We start from the raw sequence: 26,703 nt of genomic DNA, 5'->3' as shown, positions 1-26,703 counted from the left end.
AGGATTCGTCTTTTCTTACCTTCCAGATCAATGTCAATGATCATGAACCACAAATTAGACATTCCACTATCATGAAGGTAACCGGGCTGACGAAAAAAGAAATTGAAAAATTTAGCAACATAAACTGTTGATTTATAGCAAAAAAGGGACAATCATCCGGCATCATTCATGCCTGCGGATAGTCCCTTTTTCATACGTTAATCTGATTTTTGACTGTTGTCGCTATACCAAGATGCGTCAATTCCGCGCGGCCTCCACACGGAGTGACTGCCCGCAGCGCGGACAATACCGTGTCTTTGGCGGGCACTGCGTGTCGCACACTAGGCAGTTTAGCGGACGCTCGACGTCCGCATCCTCTTCCCCCGCATCGTCTATCATCCGGTCCGCACTCAGCGCAGGATTCAGCAGCGTCAGCGCTTGTATTTCTTCCACTGTGCCGGAACGGATAAGCAGGATTAACAGCAGGAGTCCAGCTGCACCGACTGCAGCCATGCCAACAACCCTCAGCGCTCCGCTTGCGAACTGGAAGTCCCAGAGCGTGTGCAGCAGAATGCTCGCGCTAACCAGCCCCGCCACCTTCAGCCATACGCTTAACCTGCCAGACGATGTCGAGGTCTTCGACAATCCGATCCCAATGCCTGCTGCCGCAATAGCCGTCCAAGTCCCGTGCCCAAATGGGGATAGCAAGGCTCTCAACCACAAGACAGCAAGCATACTGCCGGTCTCTCCCGTTCCTAGAAAAGCCCAGCCGTAGATCATGTTTTCAACGGCAGCGAAGCCCATGCCCGCTGCGGCGCCAAAGACGACAGCATCCATTCGGAAGCGCTGCCGCTTGCTGCGCAGGAAGAAATAGCAAATCAGCAGTTTCGATGCCTCTTCGATTAAAGCGACGGCAATCGGTAGTTGGAGCTGAGTAAATGTATACGCGTCCGGCCCTTTTGCGAACAACCAGCTTTTCTCCAGCAGCATGGCCAGCGGTAAAGCGATGGCTGCTGATGTTACAAAAACGCCTAGCAGCCGGCTTATGCGATAGCCCAGCAGTTGCGAGCTTCTGGCATAGGCGACGAAGGTGACCGGTCCTGCCAGACAGCCCGTCACCAAAGCGACATAGGTCCATATCGCGCCCTTCAGCCAAACGGACAGCAGCGTTGCGACCAGAAACAAGCCGCCCATCGCCATTAGCACATCGATCCAGCGCTGTTGTGCCGGCGGCCGAAGCCATTTCTGCCCGGTAGCGGCGACTTGTCCGGGTTGTTCCGATTCCGGCATCCATTGACGGATCACAGTATCTGCAATATCCGGCCTGCGAATACGCAGGGCCGCCAGAAACTGCCGCTTCACTGGTTCATGTCGCATCAACGTAAATCGGAATTCCTCTTCTCCAAGTGCTAACAGCTTGCCGTCCTCAAGTGCTGCAATCGTTGCCGTTGTTGATACACCCGTCAGTAGTGCAATCTCACCGAAATAGTCGCCCTGGTGAAGCACGGCTACACGCTTCCCTGACGAACGGACTTCGAAGCTGCCGGAGCCGATCGTATAAAACATATTCGAGGCATCACCCTCGTAAACAATGACTTGGCCCTGCTTCACGGTCCGCAGCACCGTGACCTCCGCCAACCCCCGCAGTTCCGAGTCGGGGATGCTCGACCAGATCGACGCCTTGCTGAGCAGGCCGTGAATGTCCCTAATGCGAGCCGAATAGGTCAGGCTCTCGTGAAAAAGCGGACTTAGCGCTGCAAGCGTCCGAAACGCTTCACGGTCAAGGCGCAGTGCTCGGACCTCGCCTACGGCGCGTATCGTCGCCGTACGCCGCTCGGAGGAGAGTAACGCCATCTCGCCGATGAGCGCGCCAGAGCCTAGCGTAGCCAAACGGACGCTGCTTCCTATCAGACCGCGGGCCGTCACGCTGACCTCGCCCGATAGGATGAAAAAGCAGTCATCCCCGACAGCGCCTTCTTTAAGGATCGTTGTCCTATCCGCGTAAGACACCATCTGCATCGTTGAGGCGGCTGCTGCTAATTCATGCTCCGGGACCCCGTGCAGCAGCGTATGATTTCTTAATACATCAGGGATATTCTCCATCAGTTACGATCTCTCCTTGCAGAAAACAGGAACCCGCCTCGGCAGATTCCTGTTATTTACGTTACTTAATATTCTATTATCTCATATTTCCGATGTTTGAGCTTCTGGATTCTTGCATTTTCTTGATAAAATTGGTCATAGTCTCAAAACCTTCGTTGCGCTTGTTGGTTAAACTTTGCATTCTGAGCATATCCATCTGCTGAGCGTTATTTAACGAATCGATTTTACCTTTTATCTCATCTATCGTTGCTTTCAATTCGTCAGCAGTTAAGGTCGCTTTGGAAGCGTACTTAGCGCCTGCTTGCTGCAATTTCGTTTTTAAGTCTGCTGCCAACGTATAGGGAGCATTTCCTGATTGCAGTGCGATCACCTTCGCCAGTGTATCGTTCAATCCGGCGATTTCCTCATTCCGCTTTTTTATTGAATCCATTTGGTCTTTCAGCTGTGTTTCCAGCAAAGCGGCGCGTTGAGATTGCACAACCTGCATGGCTGCGTCCAGATCCATATTAGACACATTGACTGCCGTAGTACCACCTACGCCAGCTACAGCCGCATTGTTCGTAGCACCTTGCCCGATTGCCTGCTTAACGGAATCGTGCGCGGTATCATTGAGCATGATGCCCGCCCCAGCTACGACCCCCACCAATAATCCTAAAGCTGTTGATCCAATAGTTGTTCTTTTCATTGCTGTCTCCCCCATACATTCAATTTTCCGTTCATCAAACGGGTTACGAAAACCTCGAATCCCGTAATGCGTCTAGGACGGAACGATAACTTTCATAATGTGAGTGTACTACAGTCAAATAAAAGAATAATGAAAGAATCGGCCATAACTAGAAAAAAAACCGCGTAGAATCAAGCCTTCGCGTTTTTTTGCAGATTAAGCACCTAATCCACAGACTGCGAAAATCATAATTTCCTATACAAAAACAAAGAGAGGCTGACTCAAAAGGTTAATAACCTAGCGAGCAGCCTCTCTTTGTTTCGAAACGGAGCGAAATCTAACAGGAATTCCTCCCGTTAATTTGGCGTTAATTGTTCTAAACAGTCGTCTAACTGGAAAACCTCCCTCTAATTTTAGGGGAAGCACTATATTCAGCGAGAAAACTCTGAAATAACGGGAGATTTTCCATGTAAACTAGATTTTTATGAAAAAATACCCAAATTAACGGTAGGTTTTCCATGTAGTGCAACAGTGAAAACAGAGGCAGCCTAGAGATGAACGCCTTATGGGACAGCCCCATTCTAACTCTTCCTGTTGTTCCACTTACCACTCGGCTACCGTACCATCGGCTTGGCGCCAAACAGGATTTTTCCAATTATGGCCAATTGCAGCCATCTCTCTTACTTTATCTTCATTGATCTCGATGCCTAAACCAGGAGCAGTCAGATTGGCTACGAAGCCATCTTCATATTTAAACACAGAAGGATCTTTCAAATAATCAAGCAAGTCACTGCCTTGATTGTAGTGAATGCCGAGACTTTGCTCCTGAATGAAGGCATTCGGTGAGCACGTATCCAACTGTAGGCATGCTGCCAAAGCAATTGGGCCTAACGGACAATGCGGCGCAATTGCAATATCGTAGGCTTCCGCCATCGCGGCGATTTTGCGTGTTTCCAAGATGCCTCCAGCATGGGAAAGATCGGGTTGGATAATGTCCACGATGCCTTGGGCCAGCAGTTCTTTGAAGCCCCAGCGCGTATACATCCGCTCGCCCGTGGCAATCGGACACGAGGTATAACGAGCGATCTCTTTGAGCGCTTCATTATTCTCAGGCAAAACAGGCTCCTCAATGAACATAGGCCGGTACGGCTCTAGTTCCTTGACGATGATTTTGGCCATCGACTTGTGCACGCGGCCGTGGAAATCGATGCCGATGCCAACGTCTTTGCCGACGGCTTCGCGTACAGCGGCAATGCGCGCAATCGCTTCATCCACTTTGCTGATGGAGTCGATGTAGTGCATTTCTTCGGTGGCGTTCATTTTCACCGCCGTAAATCCAGCTGCGACCTGCTGCTTGGCCGCTTGGCCTACGTCGCTCGGGCGGTCCCCGCCGATCCACGAATAGACGCGCGTCTTGTCGCGGCAAGCGCCGCCGAGCAGATCATAGACGGGCGCATTGTAGAATTTGCCCTTAATGTCCCAGAGCGCTTGCTCAATGCCTGAGATAGCACTGGTCAGGATCGGTCCTCCGCGGTAAAAGCCCCCGCGGTACAGCACTTGGAACATATCCTCGATCCGCATCGGGTCCTTGCCAATGATATGATCGCTCATTTCCATCACCGCGGCTGCAACCGTATCGGCCTTGCCCTCGACGACGGGCTCTCCCCATCCCGTAATACCTTCATCCGTTTCGATTTTCAGAAATAACCATCTTGGCGGCACCTTAAACAGTTCCAGCTTCGTAATTTTCATGATCATCGTCCTCCTCTATTCCCTTTTGAAATTCGCCGGGCGAGTCCAAACTCCTCTCACCAATCAGCGGTGATTTGTTCGCTACGAATATTGATCTCGGTATTCTTGCGGAGTCATGCCATAATGCTTCTTGAACGCATGGTTAAAGGAGTGCGGGCGCTGATAGCCAAGCTGTGTGGCGATTTCATAAATCTTACCCTGACCATTCTTCAGCAGATAAGCGGCTTTATCCATCCGTGCATGATTGACGTAGTCGCTTAAATTCTCACCTGTTTCAAGTTTGTAGATCTTCGATACATAGACCGGATGCATGTACACATGATCGGCAATCGATTGTAAAGAGACGTCGCTAGCCAGATGCTGATCGATGAACGACCTGATATCCTTGATCAGCGTTGCTCGGCTATCTTGCCTTTCTTGATCCATATCCTCTTTCATGCGCCTCAAAGAACGAATCGACCATTCACGCAGCTGGTTCACCGTACGAAACGGTATGCCTTCCATCATCCGGTCGTAATCTCCGCCAATGAGCTGATGCAGCTGCCGGCCATTCTTATGTGCAATATAAGCAAATGCGGATGCAATCGAGAAATAAACCTCTAATAGATGTTCCTGAGATTCGGAGAATCTGACTTCCATTTCATCGAAAATCTGAGACAGCTTTTCCTCGGTATCTTCCCATCTTGCGGCTTCCAGTAAGTGATTGAGCGTTGGCGGCTCATATAGCCTTTGCAAGGCTGATAGTTCGGTCAGAATGGATTCATCGCCAAGCCGCATGAACAGCTCGTGCTCACTCCCGATACGTTTGCGAAAGGCGCTAAGCGAGCTATTGTACAGCGCCTTTATTTCGGCCGGGAACTCGCCCCAACTGCTCAGGAGGATGGAAATTTTGCCTTTCAAATAATTGTTTACCGCTGATTGGAGATCGGCTGCCGTACGTTCCAGCCAAGCAGCATCTTCCTTGTCAGGTGTCTCCTGCTTATGCTTCATTACGAATACCAAATAATCGTGAGCATCCTTCGCATGCCAGCTATCGAATTTCTCAGCAAATAGTTCGTGGGCCATATTGCTAATCGCATATTCCATTAAGGATAAATGCCCCGTATCATATTCCAGAAAATCCGATTCCAACCGAATCATCATCAATACGCAAGCATGCTCGTGGTAATCAGGAAGCTCTAGAATCTGCATTTTTTCTCGAAGTGAATGCTCCGATATTTTATGCCCTTGAAGTAAATCATTCAATAAATTCCCTCGAAGTAAAGGGAGGTTTTCCTTGAATGTATACGTAAGACGCTGCGTAGAGATGACGGCTTCCCATTCCTTCTGCAGCTTTTCCATCACCCGGCTAACCGTAGCCAGTAAAGCTTGTTCCGTGACAGGCTTGAGCAAATAATCCTCCGAGCCCTGCAGAATCGCTTCTTTGGCATAGTTGAAATCCGAGTATCCGGACAGGAGAATACACTTGGTTTTCGCCCAACGACGATTGATCTCAGCAATTAATTGCAAGCCGGAGATACCTGGCATCTGGATATCCGTAATCACGATATCAATCGACATTTGCTCGAGCAGCTCCAGCGCTTCTTTACCCGAATAAGCCTTAAAAACCTGCTCAATTCCAATAGATGCCCAGTCAATCGTAGACTGAAGCCGATCCACGACATGCGCTTCGTCATCGATAATCAACAGTTGAATCATCGTTTTATCACCTCTGTGGCTGTGGCTAGATCACTCTCCTGCGAATTGTGTTTCCAAGTCAGCACTGCCCTTAAACCACCGTTAATTATTCGCTCAAAAGTAAGTCCGGAGCCTTCCCCGAACTGATAATACAATCGGTGGTGGACATTCCATGTGCCACAGCCAATCTCATCGGACATTGGAGCCTCCAGCTGTTTAAGCAGCTTATCTAATCCCGCTTCATCCAGCCCTCCGCCGTTATCTTCAACAATCAGTCGGTTCCAACCGTCTTTCTGCTCACCCGTAATCGTAATTAGATCACCCTCTGCGCTGCGCTCAATCCCATGGACAATGGCATTCTCTACTAGCGGCTGCAAAATAAGTCGGGGAACCCTCTCGTTAAGCATCTCTTCCGGCACATTGATCTCATATCTCAACCGGTGTATGCGGAGATTCTGAATCGTTAAATAATGACCTACCAAATCGAGCTCATCTCGCAGCCGCACGCTTTGATTCTCCACTCTAGTCGTGTAACGGTAAAACTCAGCCAAATTCTGCGACATGGCGACGACCGATTCTTTATCTTCCATCTCTGCTGAATTGATGATGAAGAATAAGGAATTATACAGAAAATGCGGGTGAATCTGCGATTGCAGACTGCTTCAAGGTCGCTTCACGTGAGCGGATTTTCTCCGCATAAACATCCTCTACAAGCACTTGAATTTGCTCGGCCATCTCATTAAATCGCTGGATGAGGAAATCAAATTCATTTTTGGCTCTATACGCGATCCGAGCCGATAAATCGCCTCGCTTCACTTGCTGTACGCTTTGTATCATTTTGCCAATCGGAATTTGTACGTTGCGATACAGCAAGAAAGAAGCCAGAATACTCATCACAAGCAGCAGAGTAATAGAAACGTAAAACAATTTACGCGTCATCGTAATCGGAGAAAGTATCTTCTGCACAGGTACATAATCCACCAAGTACCAACCCAGCTGTTCCGATTTGACAAAGCTGATCAAGTACTGTTGCTTAGTGATTTCAAATTGAACTTGGCCGGTAAGCGGCAAGCTTTGACCAGCCAATTTTTCGTAGATTGTATGCGTAATCGACGGATTCGACGAGCTGTTGAAAATCGCCCTATTTTGCCCATCAACCAAAAAAGGATCGCTTCGCTTATCTTGCTTGTACACATCCAGCAGTTGAATCATATTCTGCGCGCTGAACCTTACTTGATACAGCACATTAGCTTGACTAGCAAGTTGGGCACGAATCGGCTCACTGATTTCCCTAATGAACGACCCTATCCCATTGTCTCCCTTGCGTTCCTCATACGTCCATGTTCGCTTAATCGGGCTATCCCAAGGCCAAGCATCGGTCCCATTCACAAAAATACTGGAAGACAACACTTGCTTCCCGTGTGGAATCGCAATGGTCAGTTCATTCACCCATCCGCTGGAGACACTTTGGAGGCTAAGCTTCTGTATAATACGCGACTGTTCTTTCAGCATGTCATAATCAGGCGACTCATTCCTGTCAATAAATTCCCTTATGTAAGGGTCGCTGCCGAGAATGACCGGAGACATCGCTAATCGCTCCACGTCCGCATCCAATTGGTGCATGAAGAAAGACAGTTGGTTCAAATTTGACGACTGAATCTGATCTTGAACAACCTTATTCGTTATCCGATTCGTATAGCTGTAGAGCAGCACAATAGGGATAAGGAGTAGAACCAATAGAATGAGAATTTTGCTGAAAATATTAAGTTTATACGGCACGCTGGGTTCACCTTCCATGCTTCTGCTAAGCTTACTAACTTAGAGATAACTATACGAGAGAAGTCATCCAAAGAAAAGGCAGCGACTGCCCTCGCATTCGTTATGTCTTCGTTACTAGCCTTTGACAGCACCGGCAGAAAGCCCGCTTACCACGTAGCGTTGGGACACTAAAGCAATAATTAGAACCGGAAGTGTAATGATGCAGGCTGCAGCCATTAGCGCACCCCAGTTGATTTCGGAATAGGACATAAAGTTAAACACAGCGATCGGTAACGTTTTTGTTTTGTCCCCTGCCAAGATAACCGAGAACATAAAATTGTTCCACGAAAAGATGAAGGAGAGCAGAGATGCTGTAATGACACCAGGTCCTGAGATAGGCAAAATAATGCGGAGAAACACTTGATGATGCGTACATCCATCGATAAGTCCTGATTCTTCGATTTCCGTAGGAAGCGCCTCGAAAAAAGAAATCATAATCCAAATAATAAACGGTAATCCAACGAGCATATGACTAAGAATTAGTGCTGTATACGTGTCTACCAAATGGATCTTGGAGAACAGGATGAACCAAGGAATCAAGAATGTGATTCCCGGGATAATTCTCGCAACTAAGATGAGAAGCCCCAGCTTGTGAAGGTGATGTCTTGCAATCGCATACGCTGCAGGAAGCCCTAAAATGAGGGACAATAGCGTAGAACCAGCAGCAACAAGGAAACTATTCCAAATAAACTTCAGGAAATTGTACTCTTTGAATACACTGACATAGTTATGAAAAGTCGGCTTGAAAAAGAAGATATTGCCTGTCGATAAAATCTGTGCTTGTGTCTTAAACGAAGCCAATAACATCCAGATAAATGGAAAACCAAAGGCGATTAGGACTAGGAACGTTAGCAGCGTTAGTATAAATTTCAAGCCCTTCTTTGGCTTCATGATGAGGTTCCCTCCAATCGTTTGCGCATCCATATCATAAATAAAGTCAGTCCCATCACCAGAGCAAAGAAGATAACAAGTAACGATGAAGCCATACCCAGCTTAAAGTATTGGAATCCTAGCACATAGCCATACAAGTTCAATGTCTCTGAAGCAAAATTCGGTCCGCCTTGTGTTGTCGCATAAATAATATCGAACGTCTTCAACACATCGATTAAGCGCAGCATCGCCGCTACAATGATCGTTGGTTTTAGCAAAGGCAGCGTAATGGAAACAAATTTTCTCCATGCCGTTGCTCCGTCCACATCTGCCGCCTCATAAGGATCCGTTGGCAGTGTAGCTAAGCCTGCCATAATAATGAGGGCAATCATCGGTGTCCATTGCCAGACGTCTACAATAACCAGAGAAGGTATAACCTGATTAGGTGAAGCAAGCCATAGTAAGGGCTTCAAGCCCATCGATTTGAGCATCATATTCGCTATCCCGATGGTCGGCTCATAGATGAGCATCCACACCAAGCCCATAGCTACTGGTGTTGCTACCATGGGCAGCAGGAATACCGTTTTTACGAGGTTTTTGCCTTTGAATTCCCTCGACAGCAGCAAGGCAATCGCGATCCCCAGGATAACTTCAAGCCCAAGGGCCATGATCGTGAAGTAGAACGTTGAACCTGTTGCATGCCAAAAGCGCTCATCTTTGAATAAGGCCATATAATTCGACAACCCTACGAAGAGCGGCGGTGTTGTTGCTGACATGCTCCACTCATAGAAGCTGATTCGGAATGTATAAATGATAGGAAACAGCATCATCAACAAGACGAAGATTACTGCCGGAAGCGTATAAATCCATTTTAAATTGCGGTTAAACCAACTGTATTGCATGACTTCATTCACCCTTCCTGATGAAATTGTACCCTTATGCAAAGGGTGAAGAGGGCCACTTGAGATGACCCTCATTTGTTGCTTTCACGCTGTATTTATTTCGTTTTATCTTTATCCATAATCGCTTGCAAAGCTGCATTCGCTTTGTCTGCTACTGGCTGAATGTTCGTTTCACCAGTCATTAATTTTTGTACGATTTCACCAACGGCATCACGAGCTTCACCCACACTAATTACCGTCGGACGGTCGTGGTCAACACCGTTTTTGGAGCTTTCCTTAATGATTGGAACAAGATCAGCTGGGAAGCCTGTTGTGCCTTCTGGTTTATCCCATACCGATGCGCGAGCGCCTGGGTTTCCTTTTTGCTGCGTTTTCAACACGATATCTTTGCTTGTTGCCCATTCAATGAATGCCCAAGTCGCATCTTTGTTACCCGATTTGGCATTCATCGCAAGACCCCAAGATGTAATACTGTAAGGCTTAGATCCTGCTTTACCTGCTGGCATAACAGCAAAACCAACCTTATCGGAGACTTGGGACTTCGCTGGATCTATCGCATTTTGGTACAGCGAGTTCGCATCCGTCAAGAAAGCAACTTTCCCTTGAGCGAAAATACCGAAAGCTTGCGGCCAAGACATATTGAGTACGCCTGGTGGCGCATAATCTTTAAGCAGAGTGCCGTATGTTGTGAATGCTTTGATCGCTTCTGGCGTGTTAATCGTCGCCTTATCGCCATTCGTGAAGTCTGCACCTTCGGAATATAAGAAGGAAGATACTTGCGTAACAAGCGGTGAACGTTGGCCCCTAGCCACAAAGCCGTACATTTCGTTTTTCGGATCATGCAGCTTCTTCACAGCAGCTTGCAGCTCATCTAATGTTTTAGGTACAGCAATGCCGGCTTTTTGCAGCAGATCCTTGCGATAGTACAAAATTTCTTGCTCCGTGATGATCGGAATACCAGCTAGCTTCGCATCAACTGTTGTGGAACCAACAGCGGATTTAGCGAAATCGGCAAAGTCATAATTCTTCGCTTTTTGAGCGTAATCATCGAGCGGTTGAAGCCAACCGTTTTTATAGAATAATTTGCCTTCTTGCAGCGGACGATACATGAAAACGTCTGGTGTTGCAGAACCGGATGTAAATTGTACCGTTAATTTTTGTGTCAGCTGATCCTCGAAGAAGCTCTCCACGTTAACCTTGATGCCCGTTTCCTTCTCGAAGTCAGGAAGCAAAGGCTTGATTGCCTCCGCCCAAGGATGGTTCGCTGCTACTAAAGAAATCGTCTTTCCTGCAAAAGGCTTCGCATTAGCGGCGGTTGCGCCTGGTGAAGCTGCTGGCTGTTTCGATGTCTCCGGCGTGCTTCCGCACCCTGCAACAACCGTTGCTGCCATGATAACTGTCGTTCCGACACCGACCCATTGTTTCAATGATTTTTTCATCTGATATGTGACCTCCCGTAAATCTGAAATGTATGTGCTTACATCTCTAAGATTACTTGATTTGTATATTCTGTTGATATAACGAAAATTAAACATGCATAACTACATGTGAAGGGAAAAGGTGGAGAAATGGATATGGCCCTTTAACGAACCTAGCCGCGCTTATGGGCGAGCAAATCACTGCTTTTTGAATCCAACGAATTCCAGCGACGTTATTGGTGTAAAGATCAGGGAGATCGTGCTTCTTTGTTGTAAATAACGCTCCTGGGGTTCGTAAAAACTTTAAATCCATCCGTTTTGTTCAAATAAGCCTTTTTCAGTTCGTAAGCCACACGTCGGTTCATGCTGCAAGCCACTGACAACAAACTGTAAAAAGGCTGCGCAGCAGTTTTTACACTGCTGCCCAACCTCTTAATAACACCAATCGGAACCGCTCATGTTGCTTTCGGATGCACCATGTCTTCCGGACGTACATAGCTGTCAAACTGCTCAGCCGTTAAGTAGCCGCTGCGCACGGCTGACTCTTTCAGCGTCAGCCCTTCTTTGTGGGCTTGCTTCGCGATGCTGGCCGCTTTCTCATACCCGATATACGGGTTGAGCGCTGTGACCAGCATAAGGGACTGCTCGAGGTTGCGCTGAATCACCTCGCGATTCGGCTCCATGCCAACGAGACAGTTATTGTTGAAGGAACGCATGCTATCAGCCAGCAGCCGCACGGACTGCAGGAAGTTGTGTATGATCACGGGCTTGAACACGTTCAGCTCGAAGTTGCCCTGGCTGGCGGCGAAGCCGATGGCCGCATCGTTGCCCATCACTTGGCAAACGACCATCGTCATCGCTTCGCTCTGCGTGGGGTTGACCTTGCCCGGCATGATCGAGCTGCCGGGCTCGTTCTCCGGGATCGTGATTTCACCGATCCCGCAGCGGGGACCGCTCGATAGCCACCGCACGTCGTTGGCTATCTTCATTAAGTTCGCCGCCAACGCCTTCAGCGCGCCGTGGGCGTAAACGATCTGATCATGGCTGGTCAGCGCATGATATTTGTTCTCGGCCGAGACGAAGCGCGTGCCCGTCTCGCGAGACAAAGCCTCGGCGACGCGCGCGCCGAACTCGGGATGCGCGTTCAGCCCGGTGCCGACGGCGGTGCCGCCGATCGCCAGCTCGCGCATCGTATCAACGCTGCTGCGCACCATGCGCGCCGTCTGCTCCAGCATCGCCCACCAGCCGCTAATCTCCTGTCCCAGCGTCAGCGGGGTGGCGTCCTGCAGGTGGGTGCGGCCGATCTTCACGATGTCAGCGAAGGCCGTCATCTTGCTGTCGAGCGTAGCCTGCAAAAGCTCCAGCGCAGGCAAAAGCTCCTCCTCCACCGCGATAACGCCAGCGACATGCATCGCGGTAGGGAATGTATCGTTCGAGCTTTGCGAACGATTCACATCATCGTTGGGATGTATGCGTTCCCCGCCATCCCCCAGCAGTTCGCTACCTCGGTGAGCAATCACCTCGTTGACGTTCATGTTCGACTGCGTCCCGCTGCCCGTCTGCCAGACGACGAGCGGGAACTCGTCGTTCCAGCGGCCTTCCACGATTTCATCGGCCGCCCGCGAAATCGCCTCCGCCTTCTCCGGCGTTAACCCGGCAAGCTCGCGGTTCACCTGCGCGGCTGCCTTTTTCAACAAGGCAAAAGCCCCAATCAACCGCACCGGCATCCGCTCCGTGCCAATCTTGAAATTCTCAAAGCTCCGCTGCGTCTGAGCCCCCCACAACTTATCCACAGGTACTCTGATTTCACCCATCGTATCCTTTTCAACGCGATAATCTTGCGCCATTATGTACCGCCTCCTGGTCCTAGCTTCATATGCAAATGCAGATAAAATAAATTAACCAATCTACTGACATCATCAAACACGCAAGCCATAGTTTACCCACATTATGGTGCAGTATGAGCCATTTGCTGGTTTTCACACCCCTAGACGAGCTATAATGAACAAAAACACCTGCCCATGTCAGGTGGAAAGAAGGAGCTCATTTTCTTGGAATCCAAACTGGATATTATCGTCAGATCAACGGAAATTGATGTGAATGGACACGTCAATAATGCCAAATATTTGGAGTACCTGGAATGGGGGCGCGAGGAATGGTATGAGCAGTCCCAGCTATCCTATGAAACCTTTGGCGCGATGGGAATTCAAACCGTCACCGTGAACATCTCCATCAATTATAAAAAAGAATGCAAACAAGGAGATCAACTCACCGTCACCTGCCGCCCTGACAAAATGGGACGCTCCAGCTTTGTGCTGAAGCAAGAGATTTTCAACAAGCAAGGCGAGCTCTGTGCTGACGCCCTTGTGACCAGCGTAACGATGGATAGCGTGACGCGTAAAAGCCGAGAAGCGCCGGAAGCGTTGCGGAAGCATTTTGCATAAATAAATGCGATCTTAGACAGTGTCTGTGGATAACTTTTGACCGATTGTCGTCAGCAGTCCGTCCATGCTTGTTACGTTTTTTTCTTGCCAATAGTCATTCAGCCCTTGCTCGCCTTGTTTCGTCGCCCAATTCTGCAGGGTATTCCGCTCTCCTTCATAGGTATAAAAGGGAACACTGTAACCGCATGATGTTTTGACTTCATGGACCTGGACGACGATGATTTGCCGAGCTCCAGGCAGCAGCGTAAAGCGCGGAGACAGTTTCTCCCACTCTGGGGTCCCCGGCAAAACAACTTGCCCCTTCCCGTACAGGCGCAGTATCATTGGAGGTCCTTCCACGGCCGTGAACATCAACGTAATTCGTCCATTCTCCTCTAGATGCGCACTTGTCTCATTCCCGCTCCCCGTTAAGTCCAAATAAGCCACTTCATTCACTGACAAAATACGCAGCACATCATGACCCTTCGGAGAAAGATTAACGTGTCCCTCCGCCGATAGCGGTGCCGACCCCACAAAGAAAATGTGCTGCTTCGCGATAAATGCTTCATGCTCCGGCAGCAGCGATTCGAAAGATTTCCCCATACGCGACTCATCGCCTTTCCATTTTCTTCTATTATGCGCTCCCTTACGATATTTGTGAAATAGTTAAAATAGACATTCTTTATAGTCTTTACCTATGATTGTTAGCTTCAGTATTCTAATATTAAATAAACGGCCTGTATGTTTACTGGAAAATTGAGACATACTTAGTTAGTCAAAGATAAACGGCCAACGCTGTCCTTCCGGACGAGTACGTTTGTCAGGGTTGATGCCGAGTAAGCTAAGTTGCCAACTTATCCTTACCTAATCAACTGAAACTTAGAGGAGGTGATTTCAAATGTCAACGACCAACAGCAGTGATGATGTGGTGAGCCATGGCATTAATGCCGCACAGGCCAACGCGGAAGATAGCGAATCTAAACAAAAATTGGAGGAGTTAAACTCCATGCTCCAAGGTACAGCAACAAACTCCAGTGCCAATGAAGAGACGTCCTCACAGGAGTAGTCTGCCGCTAATCACTTTAGATGGTTAAGAATTAACATCGTTTGATAAGTACTATAAAAAGAGCTATTCCTGCTGGTCTATTGAGACCGAGGAAGAGCTCTTTTTTGGTATTAAAGGAGGCTAGGCGGATGAACTGAGTGAACCCTGCTGCTAATTTCGAGCCTTAGGGTGCTTTAGCTACTCCACTTCGCCACACTTGTGCAGCCCATACTTCTAGCCTTCAACTTCTGCACTCCACCTTGGGATACACCACTTCGTCAAACTTCTGCTGATCTACTCCACATTTGCAATACACTTCTACACACTTTTACTTTTCCATCTGCCCTCAGACAGCTGAATTCCTGCATCCTTCTACTTTATTACTCCCACTGCTTCCGATTATCTCTTCCACTACTCCTCAACCTCTACCTCTCCGCGATCCATTTTTCACTACTCACTTCGAACACAACTACTTTCCCACTTCCCTAATGCAGCTATATACCTCCATCCTTCTACATCTCTACTCCCTCTTGTACCGCCTATATCTCCTCCATTCCTTCACTCTTCTACTTCACTCTTCTACTTCACTCCTCCACATTTGCGCTACTCACTCCTGCACACAACTATTTTCAATTACCAGCTACCTTCCTTCATCCTTCTACTTCTCCACTCCACGTTGCACTACTTACTTCTACACACCCCTATATCTCCGCTTCCCAAGTACAGCTACACTCGTCCATCCTTCTACATCTCTATTCCTTTTTGTACTATTCCTCGCTTCCTCTACTCCTCTATATCTCTACTCCACCTGATTCTCTCCTCCAATAAGAGTCTCTAGGGACTGCTATTTCTACATTTTCATCTTCTTTAATCGAAATAACAGCCTTGAAAGACTCTTATTATCGAATAAAAGTGAGTTTTAGTTGAGAAATAGGGGAAATAGAAGTCTTCTAGGGCTTCTATTCTTCTGATCGTTGTATTTTATTCATCAATAGGAGCCTTTAGAGGCTCTTATTCTCCAACATACCTGAGAACATAGAACCAAACGCCCATGGGCCGAATAAATTGTAGGAAAAATGTTGGGATGGATGATGGAATGGTCGGATTGGATCAACCCGTTAGTATACAGACGAATCAAGTGCTTCGTCATCAATTGCAGCTGAAGTACCCATCTGTTGTGCATCACACGCCATACAAGGCGGAGCATGCCATGAACACAGCGATTGTTTACGCCGTTAATAAGCTGCTTCACGAGCAAGGCTATCCGCAAAATCCATTGGCAGACGTCACGGCTTACTATGAGCTAAAGACGAATGAACGGAACGTTCTCAGTCTGACTTTATGGAATTATACGTTTGCGGGAGGTGCTCATGGACTTACGGTCCAAAAAGGATTGACCTTTAACACAGAAACAGGCAAAGCCTATGCGCTCAAAGATCTGTTTAAGCCCGGCAGCGATTACGTCGCTAAGCTTAGTGCCATCATTAAAGCTGAGCTTAAAACGCGGGATATTCCTTTGTTGGTCGAATTTAATAGTATTAAACCAGATCAGGATTTTTATATTGCCGATAAATCTTTGGTCATCTACTTCCAAGTTTATGAATTGGCCGCTTACGTCTACGGGTTTCTGTATTTCCCTATTTCTGTGTATGCCATTCAAGATATCATTGACGAAGATGGCCCGCTTGGCAAAATGCTTTCATAACGTTACATGCAGACGATAATTTGTCTGCTGAAGTTGCCTTTATGGACGGCACAGCGCTCGACAATGCGGAAGCCAGCTTCCGCAAGAAGCGGATCGATCTGCTCCGTCGTAATGATCACTGCGCGCTCAGCTAGCCTGCGGGCGGATTGCAGCATTTGCAGCTGCTCATCTTCCGGCAGCTTGGAGCAGAGATTATACGGCATGTCCAGGATGAGCGCATCATAGCGACCCTGGTCCTGCGGGCTTTTCGGGGACACTGGCTGCGCCGCCCCCATCTCCTGCTCGCCCGCTGGGCTCAGGGTCCGCATGTCCGCGAGTCTGACAACATTCGGCATGCCGAAGTGGTCGAGATTCACCCGCGCGCCGCGAACAGCCAGCGGGTTGATGTCGCAGCCCACGATGTCGATCCCCATCGACATCGCCTCCACCAGCACCGTGCCGATGCCGCAGCACGGGTCAATGACTCGCGTGCCCACGACATCGGGCACGGCAATGTTCACCACCGCCCGCGCTACGCGCGTACCTAGGGCGGTGGAGTAATTCTGTGGCTTCTGCTGATGCTGAAGCCACACGGCTTCGCCGTAGCTGCAGTGGCCGAACAACCATCGGCCTCCCAGCTCCGTCACGGCGAACCATTGCTCCGGCCGTCGCATCTCGGCTTTGCCGCGAAGATGCCGGCCTATTTCGCGAGCGACCTCGCGCTGGCGGTCCGTACTGACCGCAGCGTCCGTCTCCGCGAACGCAACCTTGAACGTTGACTCCAGCACGGTCAACGTTGCCACTTGCGAGGCCAGCTCCGGCAAGCTGCCGGCCTCGAACAGCACATCCAGCCGCAGCTTCAGGAACGGGCTGCGGCTTGGCTCTACCCTTCGCGCGCTTACGGCGTAGCGCGCGCCCAGCACGGCCTCTGCGCCCAGTAAGGTGCGCAGCTCCAATTGACACAGCGCCTGCTCGTCTTCGTGGCAGGCGTATACGTATATATGCTTCATGGTTCATCCCTCATTTTTTACAAGTAAGCACTTTAGCTCCATCACTTTATATCTTATAAGCCTGCATCAACTGCTTCATAAACGTATCCATCGTCTTGCAAAGAAACATATCTTTCCGATAAACAATCCCAACGTCCTTCTGAGGGGCCAGGAGCTATGATGGGAATACTTCGAATGGCGCTGCTGCGGATACTGTCCACGTAGGACCCCGGCAAAATAGCGCCTCCCACATTGTTTATAGCCATCTGAAGCAGAGACTCCAAGGTAGAGAGCTCTAGCGCCGGCTTCCATTCAAATCCAGACTGGTCACAGGCATCATCCATCATCTGCCGAACATAAAACTTTTTCTGGAGCATGGCGACCGGCAGTTGAGCCAGTTCCGCTAAACGGATCGCCTTCAACTCGGCAAGCGGATGCTTGTCAGAGATCACGAGAGACAGCTTTTCATTGTACAAAGGAATACACCGAAGCTGCTCATCTTCATCAGGCAGAAAAACAACACCGATATCAAGCTGATTGCTCAGCAGCCCCTCCTTCGTCTCCTCGGTAGCGAGTTCGATCACGGATAGCTCAATTTTCGGATATAGCGCATGGAAGGCCATGATGGTCTCCGTGAGCAAGTGATTGCCGGAACAGCCTATACGCAGCCGTCCCCGCTGCATGCCTTGTATTTCATCAATAGCTGCCTTGGCCTGATCTAACTCGTGGAACATGTTCCTGCTGTGTTTGTGAAGAATCTCGCCTGCTTCGGTTACGTAGACTTTCTTCCCGATTCGCTGAAAAAGCGGCGACCCTACCTGATGCTCTAACAAACGAATCTGCTGGCTCAGTGTAGGTTGGCTAATACCCAGCTTTTCTGCGGCCTTCGTGAAGTGAAGTTCCTCGCAAACGGCTAAAAAATAGGTCAATAAGCGATGCTCCATCTTGATACGCCCCCGATCATAGCTACTGACTATGATGGTAATTGAAAATTCGCAATTGATCAATGATTGTTATTTTTCTATAGTAAAGGATAACAATAATGATTGTAACGAAAGGTGGTTGAAGGCGATGCATGGACAAATTCGAATCGAACGCAATCCGAACGGGAAAACAAAGCCTGACTTGGAGGATCTCGGGTTCGGGCGTTATTTTACCGATCATATGTTTATGATGGATTACGAGGAAGGAAGCGGCTGGCAGGACCCGCGTATTGTTCCTTATGGACCGATATCCCACGATCCGGCAGCGATGGTTTTTCATTATGGGCAAGCTGTGTTCGAAGGGCTGAAGGCTTTTCGTACGGAAAAGGATGAGATCGTTTTATTTCGACCTGATCAAAATGCAAAGCGGCTAAACCGTTCCAGCGACCGGCTGCAAATGCCCCTAATGGATGAAGAATTCGTCGTAGACGCTATTCGAACCCTCGTTCGTTTGGATGCCGATTGGGTGCCTCGAAAGAAGGGCTCCTCTTTATATATTCGTCCTTTTGTGATTGCCACCGAAGTCGGGTTAGGCGTGCGCGCCTCTTCGCGCTATTCGTTCGTTATCATTATGTCGCCGGTTGGCGCCTATTATGAGGAAGGTCTTCACCCCGTCAACATCCTTGTAGAAAGCCATTATGCCAGGGCCGTTCGAGGGGGTACAGGCAATGCCAAAACAGCTGGCAATTACGCTGCAACGCTCAAAGCACAAGCCCTCGCCAAGGAACATAACTGCGCTCAAGTGCTCTGGTTGGATGCCATCGATAAGATGTATATCGAAGAAGCGGGCAGCATGAATGTCTTTTTCAAAATCAACGGGGAAGTTGTGACTCCAAGTCTCAGCGGCAGTATTCTGGAGGGGATCACTCGGAACAGTATCATTCACTTGTTAAAAGAGTGGGGTATTCCGGTTTCGGAGCGGAAAATTTCCATCCATGACATTGTCAAGGCTTTTGAAAATGGGACACTCGAGGAAGCCTTCGGCACCGGTACCGCAGCGGTCGTCTCGCCGATTGGCAGTCTGCTTTGGAACGGAATGCTTATGAGCATTAATCAAGGAAATATCGGCGAGCTGGTTGCGCGGCTTTACGATACGATTACGGGTATTCAGTACGGAAGAATTGAAGATTCTAACAATTGGATGATCTCTTGTTGAGCACCAATTTGTTGATGGAGTAACCTTTTGTCAAGGATAAGCTGCTATAATTAGTAAGCCTCTCCTCCCCCATTACTCGAAACACAAAATTTCTTTTTTATAAGCCGTCCCGTGGTCATTGAACCATGGGATGGCTTTTTGTTATCTAACGAAGGGATGCAGCTTCGGCTTGCGTGCAGATAAGTCGACAATTTGTCCTTTTTTTCTCTTATTTTCGAGTAAATTTCCACTTCTATACCCTTTGATATATGTGCATTTTGTCACTTTGAACTATACTCCTCAAGTAGATAATCGATAATTGGAAAGGTGGTTTGGATATGAATCGAAAGCTTTTATTTGCCGCTATTATTTGTTCAGGCGCAGGTTACCTTTTCGCATTAGCAGGTGAAAATATGACAGCTCGCTGGATCTTAAAGCCTGGCACTATCATTCTCATGATCTTATTCGCAACAACCATACGAAACGTAACTACAACCTATAAGAATTTAATCATTTCAGGATTATTTCTCTCCGCCATTGGCGATAGTTTCTTATTACTTTCAGGAAACTCATGGTTTACGTTCGGATTGGTCGCTTTTTTGATCGCCCATCTCGTGTATGTCAGTGCTTTTATGACGCGCTCTCGATTTTCTCCTTTTCACTTGCTTGCTCTTATTCCAATATCCATCTACGCCTTCTTGCTCTTGCGCGGGCTGCATGGAGGCATTTTTGCAAGCGGAAATAACGGATTATGGATACCGGTATTGGTCTATGTCATCGTAATTTCAATCATGATTTGGAGTGCTGTTATTAGCAGAAACCGTGTTGCCATCGCAGGCGCCATTCTATTCTTCCTCTCCGATTCGCTGCTTGCATGGAATATGTTTGTCACGTCGGTTTCGTGGGCGGGTTACGGGGTGATGATCTTGTATTATACGGCTCAATTTCTGATTGCTAAAAGTATTGGTCAAGGGAGAGATGGAGAAACATGACGATGAGGAAAACCAAAGGATTCATAAGCAGGAAGCTCACTGCTGGAGGGATTGCCGCAGTGATGGCGTTATCATCATTGACGGTACTTCCGGGTGTGGTGAGTGCTGGGACGACTGGAAATGCACAAATTACACTTACGGACTTTGTCGACGGCAGCAGGGTTCAAAATATTACGGCCATCAACGGAATGGTTACGGACCCGGACGGAACCGATACGATCGGCAATGTAGCTTTTACTCTAAAACGGGTCAAAGATGATAATTATATGTGGTTTAACGCGAATCATTGGGAATGGAAATCAGGCTGGATTTCTCCACTCATTGCCGTAATTAATGGTCCCTCCGGAATGACCATGCAACCCGTGCAGAGGCAGTCACTACAATTGTTAACAGCATGAAATAAAAATCATATTAATTATCTGGTCAATGGGGCTGTCTACTCGGAAGAGAAGGCAGCCCCTTTAGGTATTTCGACCTTCTCGGACACTCGGAATGACGATCGATTGGGCAGCCCCCTCCTTTTACACCTTATCCATCATTCTGTCTCCTTCTCTTTCTCCTCCACGAGCTGTCCATCGATATCGATAATATCTTTGCTATTAACAACGTCATCACCGAGTAGATCCCTCAGCTTGTTCTTCGCTTTGAGCTTCACATCGGCATCAATACTCTTTGCGACAGCTGCCAAAGCAAGCCCCAAAACGCTCAAATCATCCACATACCCAACAATAGGCAGCAAATCAGGGATGATATCTAAAGGCAGAATGAGATAGCCTAACGCGCCGTAGATTTGAACTTTGGCTTTAAGAGGCGTTCTTGGACTTTCTACTGCGTAAAAGAGCAGCAGGCCGGTGTAAATAACTTTACTGCCTGCCTTTTTTGTGCCCTTTTTCAGCTTTGACCAGAAGCCGTCGGTTGAGAAATATTTTTCATACTTGGTAGGGTCCATCATCCTGTCACTCCAATCACCTTTTTTTCATAAACACCTATAACGCCAACATCATTTCCCACTTCAACTAACTCCTTCTTTGAATATATCCTAACTTTCCAGATAAATCGAATTATAACGAACTTGATCAAAATCCCCATTTCATCTCGCTCGATTCTTCCAACGGGTCAGCTGCAAACAACCCAGGAAGAGTTCGATTTAAACAAATAAAACCCCTTCTCACTGAGAGGGGTTCTTTGCTTTTAGTGACTTGGAAGTATCCACGTAAAAAAGGACTACTCCCCGAGGAGCAGCCCTAACAATGCTACCTAGCCAAACACTACTAAAATCCCCTTCAACAATGGCAAAAGCACGATTACAGTACCTGCTCACCATCGTAAGTAGCAATTTTCTTGTAAAGATCCGGACGGCGGTCGCGGAAAATACCCCACTCGATACGCTGAACTTCCAGCTGATCAAGGTCGAATTCGGCAACAAGCACAGTCTCTTCGTCGCGGCCAGCTTCCTCAATCATATTGCCCTGCGGGCCTGCGATGAATGATGAACCATAGAAGTTGATGCTGGATTCCTCATCTTCTTCCTTACCGATCCGATTCGATGCGATAACCGGCATCAAGTTTGCCGCGGCATGGCCGCGCATGCACATTTGCCAGTGATCCTTAGAATCGATCGAACCATCCTGCGGCTCGGAGCCGATAGCGGTTGGGTAGAACAGCAGCTCTGCACCCATCAAAGCCATAACCCTTGCGGCTTCTGGGTACCATTGATCCCAACATACGCCTACACCGATTTTGGCATAGCGTGTTTTCCAAACCTTGAACCCGGTATCGCCAGGGTTAAAATAGAACTTCTCTTCATACCCTGGACCGTCAGGGATATGACTTTTGCGATAAAGGCCAAGCACTTCGCCATCGGCATCGATAACCGCTAACGAATTATAGCGCGCGTAATTCTTTTTCTCATAAAAGCTTATTGGCAGTACGACCTGAAGCTCTTTGGCAATTTCACGAAAATGCTTGATTGCTTTGTTGTTCTCCAGCTCCGTCGCGTAATGATAGTAGTCGGACTTCTCTTTTTGGCAGAAATAAGGTGTCTCAAACAGCTCTTGGATCAAAATAATTTGAGCGCCTTTCGCGGCTGCTTGGCGAACCAAGGTCTCTGCTTTGCGAATGTTTGCTTCTATATTATCGGAACAGCTCATTTGCGTTGCTGCTACTGTGACTTTTCTCAATGAAATCACCCTTTCTTGCTAGCTGGCATTTGCTGCGTCGTGCAGTGAACGTTGCCGCCTTCTTTGATAATGGACATGCCGTTAATGGTGCGGATTCTGCGATCTGGGAAAGCTGCGCTTAGCACCTCTGCCGCCTTACGATCTGTCTCTTCTGCAGTTCCGCCGAACACCGGCAAAATAATGCCGCCGTTTACGAAATAAAAGTTCAAATAGCTTAGCGTCAGACGCTGTTCTTCAAAGAACGTTAAAGGAGGCTGCTCAATCTGGATAATTTCAAAAGAACGTCCCTTAGCATCCGTCGTATTGCGCAGAATTTCCAAATTCTCTTGTGTAATCGCATAGTTGGCATCCGATGGATCGTTGCAGACCTGCAAAATGATTTTGCCTGGAGCCGCGAAGCAAGCAATATTGTCGACATGACCGTCCGTTTCATCGCCGTCCAACCCTTTATTCAGCCAGATAATCTTCTCGACGTTGACGAAGTCTTTCACATACGCTTCGATTTGTTCACGGCTTAGGTCTGGATTGCGGTTCGTGTTCAGGAGACATTCCTCCGTTGTCAAAAGCGTCCCTTCTCCATCCACATGAATGGAACCGCCTTCCATGACGAGTGGAGCGTCAAAACGCTTCACACCGTGATGCTCCAGAATTTGCGGAGCCACGTTATCATCAAGATCCCACGGCTCATATTTGCCGCCCCACGCGTTGAATTTCCAATTCACAGCCGCGATTTCCTGCTGTTCATTTAACAAGAACGTCGGCCCGTTATCACGAAACCAAGCATCGTTATGCGGAATGATCAGAAAATCAACGTTCGTCTCGTCGAACATAGCCTTTACATCCTCAGCATCCGCCGGGTTCACGATCACTGTCACTGGCTCGAACTCAGCAATGGCCTTGGCCAAATCTGCATAGCCTTTTGACACAACCGCATGATCCTCTGGATAAACCATCGAAGATTGAACCGGCCAAGAAATAAATGTACGTTCGTGTGTTGTCCACTCTGCTGGCATTCTATAGTGTAAATCCTTAGGTTTCATCTCATCCATCTCACTTTATATAAATTTGTTGGCAGCCATATGAAGAGCTAATATTAAAGTAAAATTGCACCGTCTTTCATCATATACCAAAAGGAGCTTAGGCTCAATGTACATAGGTTTACAAATTTAGCAATCGTTAAAAACCAATTTGCTCTGCCCTGCATATTTTGATTGCTTTTAATGAACATTATATATGGCTTTAACATGCAACCAAATGAAAGGGCGGATTACATTGGCAACTGTTTTACACATCACAGCACATCCCCATGACCACCAAACATCATTCAGTATGGCTGTAGGAAAAGCCTTTATTGATACCTATCGGGAAGCCAATCCTAATGATGAAGTCATCCAACTGGACTTGTACAGCATTCAAGTGCCTCACATTGATGCCGACGTATTCAGCGGGTGGGGAAAATTGCGAGGCGGTCAACAATTCTCAGATTTGAGCAAGGAAGAACAGTCAAAAGTAGGTCGACTCGGTGAAATAACGGATCAGTTTGTAGCAGCGGATAAATATGTATTCGTTACGCCAATGTGGAATTTTTCTTTCCCACCGCTTATGAAAGCCTATATCGATGCGATTTGTATTGCCGGAAAAACGTTTAAGTACACAGAAACGGGCCCTGTAGGCTTGCTGCCTGACAAAAAAGCGCTGCATATCCAAGCAAGCGGCGGCGTTTATTCGGAAGGACCTGCTGCCGCTATGGAAATGGGACATCGTTATATAAGTACCATCATGTCATTCTTCGGCATTACGGATTTCCAAGGAATTTTTGTTGAGGGGATGGCTCAGACACCCGACAAGGCTCCGCAAATTAAAGAGGAAGCGATTAGCCGCGCGCAAGCATTAGCTAAAACGTTCTAACAAACAAGGATAAACGACTCCGTCGTCCCACTGGGACGAGCGCGTTTGTCAAGGTAGATGCGAAGCAAAAGTATAAAACTTATACTTTCTTATCTACTGATAAAAGGGGCTGTCCCATAGGGTGTTCATCTTTGGGCTGCCTCTCCTTTCACTGTTGTAATACATGGAAAACCTACCGTTAATTTGGTTTTTTCCTAAAAAAAGTTTAGTTTACATGGAAAATCTCCCGTTATTTCTGATGTTTTCTCGAGGAATAGCGATTCCCCTAAAAATTAGAGGGAGGTTTTCCAGTTATATGACCGTTTAGAACAATTAACGCCAAATTAACGGGAGGAATTCCTGTTAGATTTCGCTCCGTATCGAAACAACAAAGAGGCTGCTCGCTAGGTTTTAACCTTTTGAGTAAGCCTCTTCTTTTTTACTCTTTCGTCTTTTTGCCGCGATATTGTCCTGTCCGCAATTCCAAGATATAAGCATCCGAATCCGGCATCCGCTCATCCTTCGCTTGCTGGACAGCGAGTTCAATGTCGTAAGGCACTCTCACATGCTGGATATTGAACGCTGCGGGCTGTTGGCTATGGTAGTTTCCTTCTAAAAGAACATAAGAAGCTTGTGTCAAATCCAGTGGATTCCCTACGCTTCCTGTATTGAAAAGCATTTTACCCCTAAGAACCTGCAAATAGGCGTTGTGAACATCACCATAGCCTGCCACGTCGGCTTGCAAAGGCTCCCTGCACAGGTCCGAGGACTCGAACATCGACATTCGGCTTTCCATCGGGTCCCATGGCTGAATACGTTCATACACGCTTCTAGGCGAAGCATGGAATAACCTCACGAATTTCCCGCTCATCCAGAACTCATAGCAAAAAGGCAGCCCTTTCAAATATGTCAACCGTTCGCGCCCAAGCCTAGTCTGCGTCCAAAGTAAAACCGGATCTTCGGTAGGATTACCGATGAAATCATCCCAGTTTCCCATAATAACCGTTTGGCAAACTTCCCGCACGTGATCAACAACGAGATCCGAGTGCGGTCCCTTCCCTACTAAATCCCCTAGACAAATGATCTCTGTAACATGTCGATGCTGAATATCCTTCATAACCGCTTCGAATGCAGGCATATTACCATGGATATCTGAAATAATGGCTAATTTCTCCACCAACCCACCTGCCCCTCGTGTCAATAGTTTTCATTGCGTGAAACAGATATTTCCCTCCCGCTCGCTCTGCCCACTAAAAACGGATACATGAGGTACAACCCAACCACATATAACAGGGCCGCTATATAAACAGGAAGTAAATGAACAAAGTCTATGTAGCCAATGTGAAAATGCACTAGCAAACCGGCAGCAAATCCGGGTAGTCCTCCCCAGAGAAACGTCCACCACAACCAACTCTCGCCTTGGTTGATTCCCCATAAAGCGGAGGCTGTAATCGCTACCGCGAGTGAAAAGAGCGCTCCGCCAAATCCTGCCCGGTCATGGGCAATGAGCGGAATGATGTGATCGTTCCAAGCAGCAAACTGCTGGACAGTCAGGCCGAGATAAGCTAAATCTGTTGGTACGAACACGGTAGTGATACCGACGAAAGATATCGTCAAACCTCCTATGGCTAAACCAAATCCGAGTACAACGAAACAGCATTGCCCCCACTGCGCTCTGCGCCAAACAGAATCATTCAGCATGCCTGGCTTCTTCCGGGAGGGATGATCTTTCAAGCCGCGCAAGGTCAGCAGCAACATTGGCAGAAGCACGGCCGCTGCCGCGGCATGAAGAGGATCAAAATAGCCATAGCCGAGGTAAAGAAAGAAGCTGCTGAAACCTACGGCACACGAAGTCATTACGGCCGTTCGCGCCCAGTGAAGCCCGCTTCGCAGGCCATGATGAGCCAGTTGATAATAAAAGATACCTATTGAAATCATCGTTCCCGCTAAGGTAATGCGATCATGGGACATGAAATGTATAATATGCCCATTAAAATGGTTTATGACACTTCGGCTCACGCCAAGAAAAGTTTCGTCGTAAGGCAAGAGGACGCTTGTGGACGCAATGAGCCATGCAAGTACACCACCAATGATCATGCCGATACCCAGCAGGCTCATCCAGCCCCAATTGGCCCAGAATGAAGGCGGTCTGGGGCTCAGGTGTTTGCTTGATGCGATCATAAATGATCGCTTCGTTGACTC

The 26,703-nt window shown here is 48.0% G+C and carries 25 protein-coding genes; 7 read left to right on the top strand and 18 right to left on the bottom strand.

Annotation, left to right across the window (positions count from 1 at the left end; translation table 11 throughout):
* Nucleotides 1-237: 237 nt before the first annotated feature.
* From ACBP55_RS02315 to fumC, 10 genes are all read right to left on the bottom strand, one after another.
* On the bottom strand, nucleotides 238-2,082 hold the full coding sequence (locus ACBP55_RS02315; RefSeq protein ID WP_464649463.1) for a cyclic nucleotide-binding domain-containing protein: 1,845 nt from the start codon (nucleotides 2,080-2,082) through the stop codon (nucleotides 238-240).
* A gap of 76 nt (nucleotides 2,083-2,158) precedes the next feature.
* A complete protein-coding gene (locus tag ACBP55_RS02310) occupies nucleotides 2,159-2,767 on the bottom strand; it encodes a hypothetical protein (RefSeq protein WP_464649461.1) in 609 nt (202 codons plus the stop codon).
* 582 nt (nucleotides 2,768-3,349) lie between these two features.
* A complete protein-coding gene (dgoD, locus tag ACBP55_RS02305) occupies nucleotides 3,350-4,498 on the bottom strand; it encodes a galactonate dehydratase (RefSeq protein ID WP_029196220.1) in 1,149 nt (382 codons plus the stop codon).
* 81 nt (nucleotides 4,499-4,579) lie between these two features.
* Nucleotides 4,580-6,196, bottom strand: a complete 1,617-nt coding sequence (locus tag ACBP55_RS02300) for a response regulator (RefSeq protein WP_464649459.1) — start codon at nucleotides 6,194-6,196, stop codon at nucleotides 4,580-4,582.
* The gene (locus tag ACBP55_RS02295; protein WP_464653209.1) at nucleotides 6,193-6,780 is read right to left on the bottom strand and encodes a sensor histidine kinase; all 588 of its coding nucleotides are present in this window, start codon (nucleotides 6,778-6,780) and stop codon (nucleotides 6,193-6,195) included. Before ACBP55_RS02295 ends, ACBP55_RS02300 begins: the two co-directional genes overlap by 4 nt.
* A gap of 16 nt (nucleotides 6,781-6,796) precedes the next feature.
* Nucleotides 6,797-7,954, bottom strand: coding sequence for a sensor histidine kinase (locus tag ACBP55_RS02290; protein ID WP_464649457.1), 1,158 nt, complete (start codon nucleotides 7,952-7,954; stop codon nucleotides 6,797-6,799).
* Nucleotides 7,955-8,068: 114 nt separating this feature from the next.
* The gene (locus ACBP55_RS02285) at nucleotides 8,069-8,884 is read right to left on the bottom strand and encodes a carbohydrate ABC transporter permease (RefSeq protein WP_173187118.1); all 816 of its coding nucleotides are present in this window, start codon (nucleotides 8,882-8,884) and stop codon (nucleotides 8,069-8,071) included.
* Nucleotides 8,881-9,765 carry a carbohydrate ABC transporter permease gene (locus ACBP55_RS02280; protein WP_464649454.1) on the bottom strand — a complete coding sequence of 295 codons (885 nt, stop codon included), beginning with the start codon at nucleotides 9,763-9,765 and terminating at the stop codon, nucleotides 8,881-8,883. Before ACBP55_RS02280 ends, ACBP55_RS02285 begins: the two co-directional genes overlap by 4 nt.
* Before the next feature lie 95 nt (nucleotides 9,766-9,860).
* Nucleotides 9,861-11,204 (bottom strand): ABC transporter substrate-binding protein, encoded by a 1,344-nt coding sequence (locus tag ACBP55_RS02275; protein ID WP_464649452.1) that lies wholly within the window; start codon nucleotides 11,202-11,204, stop codon nucleotides 9,861-9,863.
* Between the two features lie 434 nt (nucleotides 11,205-11,638).
* The gene (gene fumC / locus ACBP55_RS02270) at nucleotides 11,639-13,030 is read right to left on the bottom strand and encodes a class II fumarate hydratase (RefSeq protein ID WP_464649450.1); all 1,392 of its coding nucleotides are present in this window, start codon (nucleotides 13,028-13,030) and stop codon (nucleotides 11,639-11,641) included.
* Between the two features lie 204 nt (nucleotides 13,031-13,234).
* Between fumC and ACBP55_RS02265 the strand changes: the two genes are divergently transcribed.
* The gene (locus ACBP55_RS02265) at nucleotides 13,235-13,627 is read left to right on the top strand and encodes an acyl-CoA thioesterase (RefSeq protein ID WP_464649448.1); all 393 of its coding nucleotides are present in this window, start codon (nucleotides 13,235-13,237) and stop codon (nucleotides 13,625-13,627) included.
* A gap of 12 nt (nucleotides 13,628-13,639) precedes the next feature.
* Here ACBP55_RS02265 and ACBP55_RS02260 read toward each other — a convergent pair whose 3' ends face one another.
* Nucleotides 13,640-14,209, bottom strand: coding sequence for a pyridoxamine 5'-phosphate oxidase family protein (locus ACBP55_RS02260; RefSeq protein ID WP_464649446.1), 570 nt, complete (start codon nucleotides 14,207-14,209; stop codon nucleotides 13,640-13,642).
* Nucleotides 14,210-14,504: 295 nt separating this feature from the next.
* On the opposite strand from ACBP55_RS02260, the gene ACBP55_RS02255 reads away from it, so the two are divergent.
* Complete coding sequence (locus tag ACBP55_RS02255; protein ID WP_154669594.1) at nucleotides 14,505-14,672, top strand: hypothetical protein; 168 nt, start codon at nucleotides 14,505-14,507, stop codon at nucleotides 14,670-14,672.
* Nucleotides 14,673-15,735: 1,063 nt separating this feature from the next.
* Nucleotides 15,736-16,356, top strand: coding sequence for a DUF3298 and DUF4163 domain-containing protein (locus ACBP55_RS02250; protein ID WP_464649444.1), 621 nt, complete (start codon nucleotides 15,736-15,738; stop codon nucleotides 16,354-16,356).
* A gap of 2 nt (nucleotides 16,357-16,358) precedes the next feature.
* On the opposite strand, the gene ACBP55_RS02245 is transcribed toward ACBP55_RS02250, so the two are convergent.
* Together ACBP55_RS02245 and ACBP55_RS02240 are read right to left on the bottom strand one after the other, a co-directional pair.
* Nucleotides 16,359-17,345: a TRM11 family SAM-dependent methyltransferase gene (locus tag ACBP55_RS02245; protein WP_464649442.1), complete on the bottom strand. Its 987-nt coding sequence runs from the start codon at nucleotides 17,343-17,345 to the stop codon at nucleotides 16,359-16,361.
* Between the two features lie 53 nt (nucleotides 17,346-17,398).
* Nucleotides 17,399-18,268 carry a LysR family transcriptional regulator gene (locus tag ACBP55_RS02240; RefSeq protein ID WP_464649440.1) on the bottom strand — a complete coding sequence of 290 codons (870 nt, stop codon included), beginning with the start codon at nucleotides 18,266-18,268 and terminating at the stop codon, nucleotides 17,399-17,401.
* Nucleotides 18,269-18,395: 127 nt separating this feature from the next.
* On the opposite strand from ACBP55_RS02240, the gene ACBP55_RS02235 reads away from it, so the two are divergent.
* From ACBP55_RS02235 to ACBP55_RS02225, 3 genes are all read left to right on the top strand, one after another.
* Nucleotides 18,396-19,463: a branched-chain amino acid aminotransferase gene (locus tag ACBP55_RS02235; RefSeq protein ID WP_464649438.1), complete on the top strand. Its 1,068-nt coding sequence runs from the start codon at nucleotides 18,396-18,398 to the stop codon at nucleotides 19,461-19,463.
* 317 nt (nucleotides 19,464-19,780) lie between these two features.
* Nucleotides 19,781-20,434, top strand: a complete 654-nt coding sequence (locus ACBP55_RS02230) for a lysoplasmalogenase (protein ID WP_464649436.1) — start codon at nucleotides 19,781-19,783, stop codon at nucleotides 20,432-20,434.
* 2 nt (nucleotides 20,435-20,436) lie between these two features.
* Entirely contained in the window at nucleotides 20,437-20,832 is a 396-nt protein-coding gene (locus ACBP55_RS02225; protein ID WP_464649434.1) for a hypothetical protein, read from the top strand.
* A 137-nt stretch (nucleotides 20,833-20,969) separates the two neighbouring features.
* Here ACBP55_RS02225 and ACBP55_RS02220 read toward each other — a convergent pair whose 3' ends face one another.
* The 3 genes from ACBP55_RS02220 to ACBP55_RS02210 all read right to left on the bottom strand — a co-directional run bounded on the left by ACBP55_RS02220 (nucleotide 20,970) and on the right by ACBP55_RS02210 (nucleotide 23,654).
* Nucleotides 20,970-21,386, bottom strand: coding sequence for a YkvA family protein (locus ACBP55_RS02220; RefSeq protein ID WP_464649432.1), 417 nt, complete (start codon nucleotides 21,384-21,386; stop codon nucleotides 20,970-20,972).
* Between the two features lie 352 nt (nucleotides 21,387-21,738).
* On the bottom strand, nucleotides 21,739-22,614 hold the full coding sequence (gene aguB, locus ACBP55_RS02215; protein ID WP_464649430.1) for an N-carbamoylputrescine amidase: 876 nt from the start codon (nucleotides 22,612-22,614) through the stop codon (nucleotides 21,739-21,741).
* 5 nt (nucleotides 22,615-22,619) lie between these two features.
* Nucleotides 22,620-23,654: an agmatine deiminase family protein gene (locus ACBP55_RS02210; RefSeq protein ID WP_464649429.1), complete on the bottom strand. Its 1,035-nt coding sequence runs from the start codon at nucleotides 23,652-23,654 to the stop codon at nucleotides 22,620-22,622.
* Nucleotides 23,655-23,886: 232 nt separating this feature from the next.
* On the opposite strand from ACBP55_RS02210, the gene ACBP55_RS02205 reads away from it, so the two are divergent.
* On the top strand, nucleotides 23,887-24,522 hold the full coding sequence (locus tag ACBP55_RS02205; RefSeq protein WP_464649427.1) for an FMN-dependent NADH-azoreductase: 636 nt from the start codon (nucleotides 23,887-23,889) through the stop codon (nucleotides 24,520-24,522).
* 418 nt (nucleotides 24,523-24,940) lie between these two features.
* Here ACBP55_RS02205 and ACBP55_RS02200 read toward each other — a convergent pair whose 3' ends face one another.
* Both ACBP55_RS02200 and ACBP55_RS02195 read right to left on the bottom strand, forming a co-directional pair.
* Nucleotides 24,941-25,678 (bottom strand): metallophosphoesterase family protein, encoded by a 738-nt coding sequence (locus ACBP55_RS02200; RefSeq protein WP_464653208.1) that lies wholly within the window; start codon nucleotides 25,676-25,678, stop codon nucleotides 24,941-24,943.
* Between the two features lie 20 nt (nucleotides 25,679-25,698).
* Complete coding sequence (locus ACBP55_RS02195; protein ID WP_464653585.1) at nucleotides 25,699-26,682, bottom strand: hypothetical protein; 984 nt, start codon at nucleotides 26,680-26,682, stop codon at nucleotides 25,699-25,701.
* Between the last annotated feature and the right edge of the window lie 21 nt (nucleotides 26,683-26,703).

The organism is Paenibacillus sp. WG02 (genome assembly GCF_055396115.1).
Note: the sequence above shows the minus strand (reverse complement) of the source record. Positions and strands in the feature narration are given on the sequence as shown.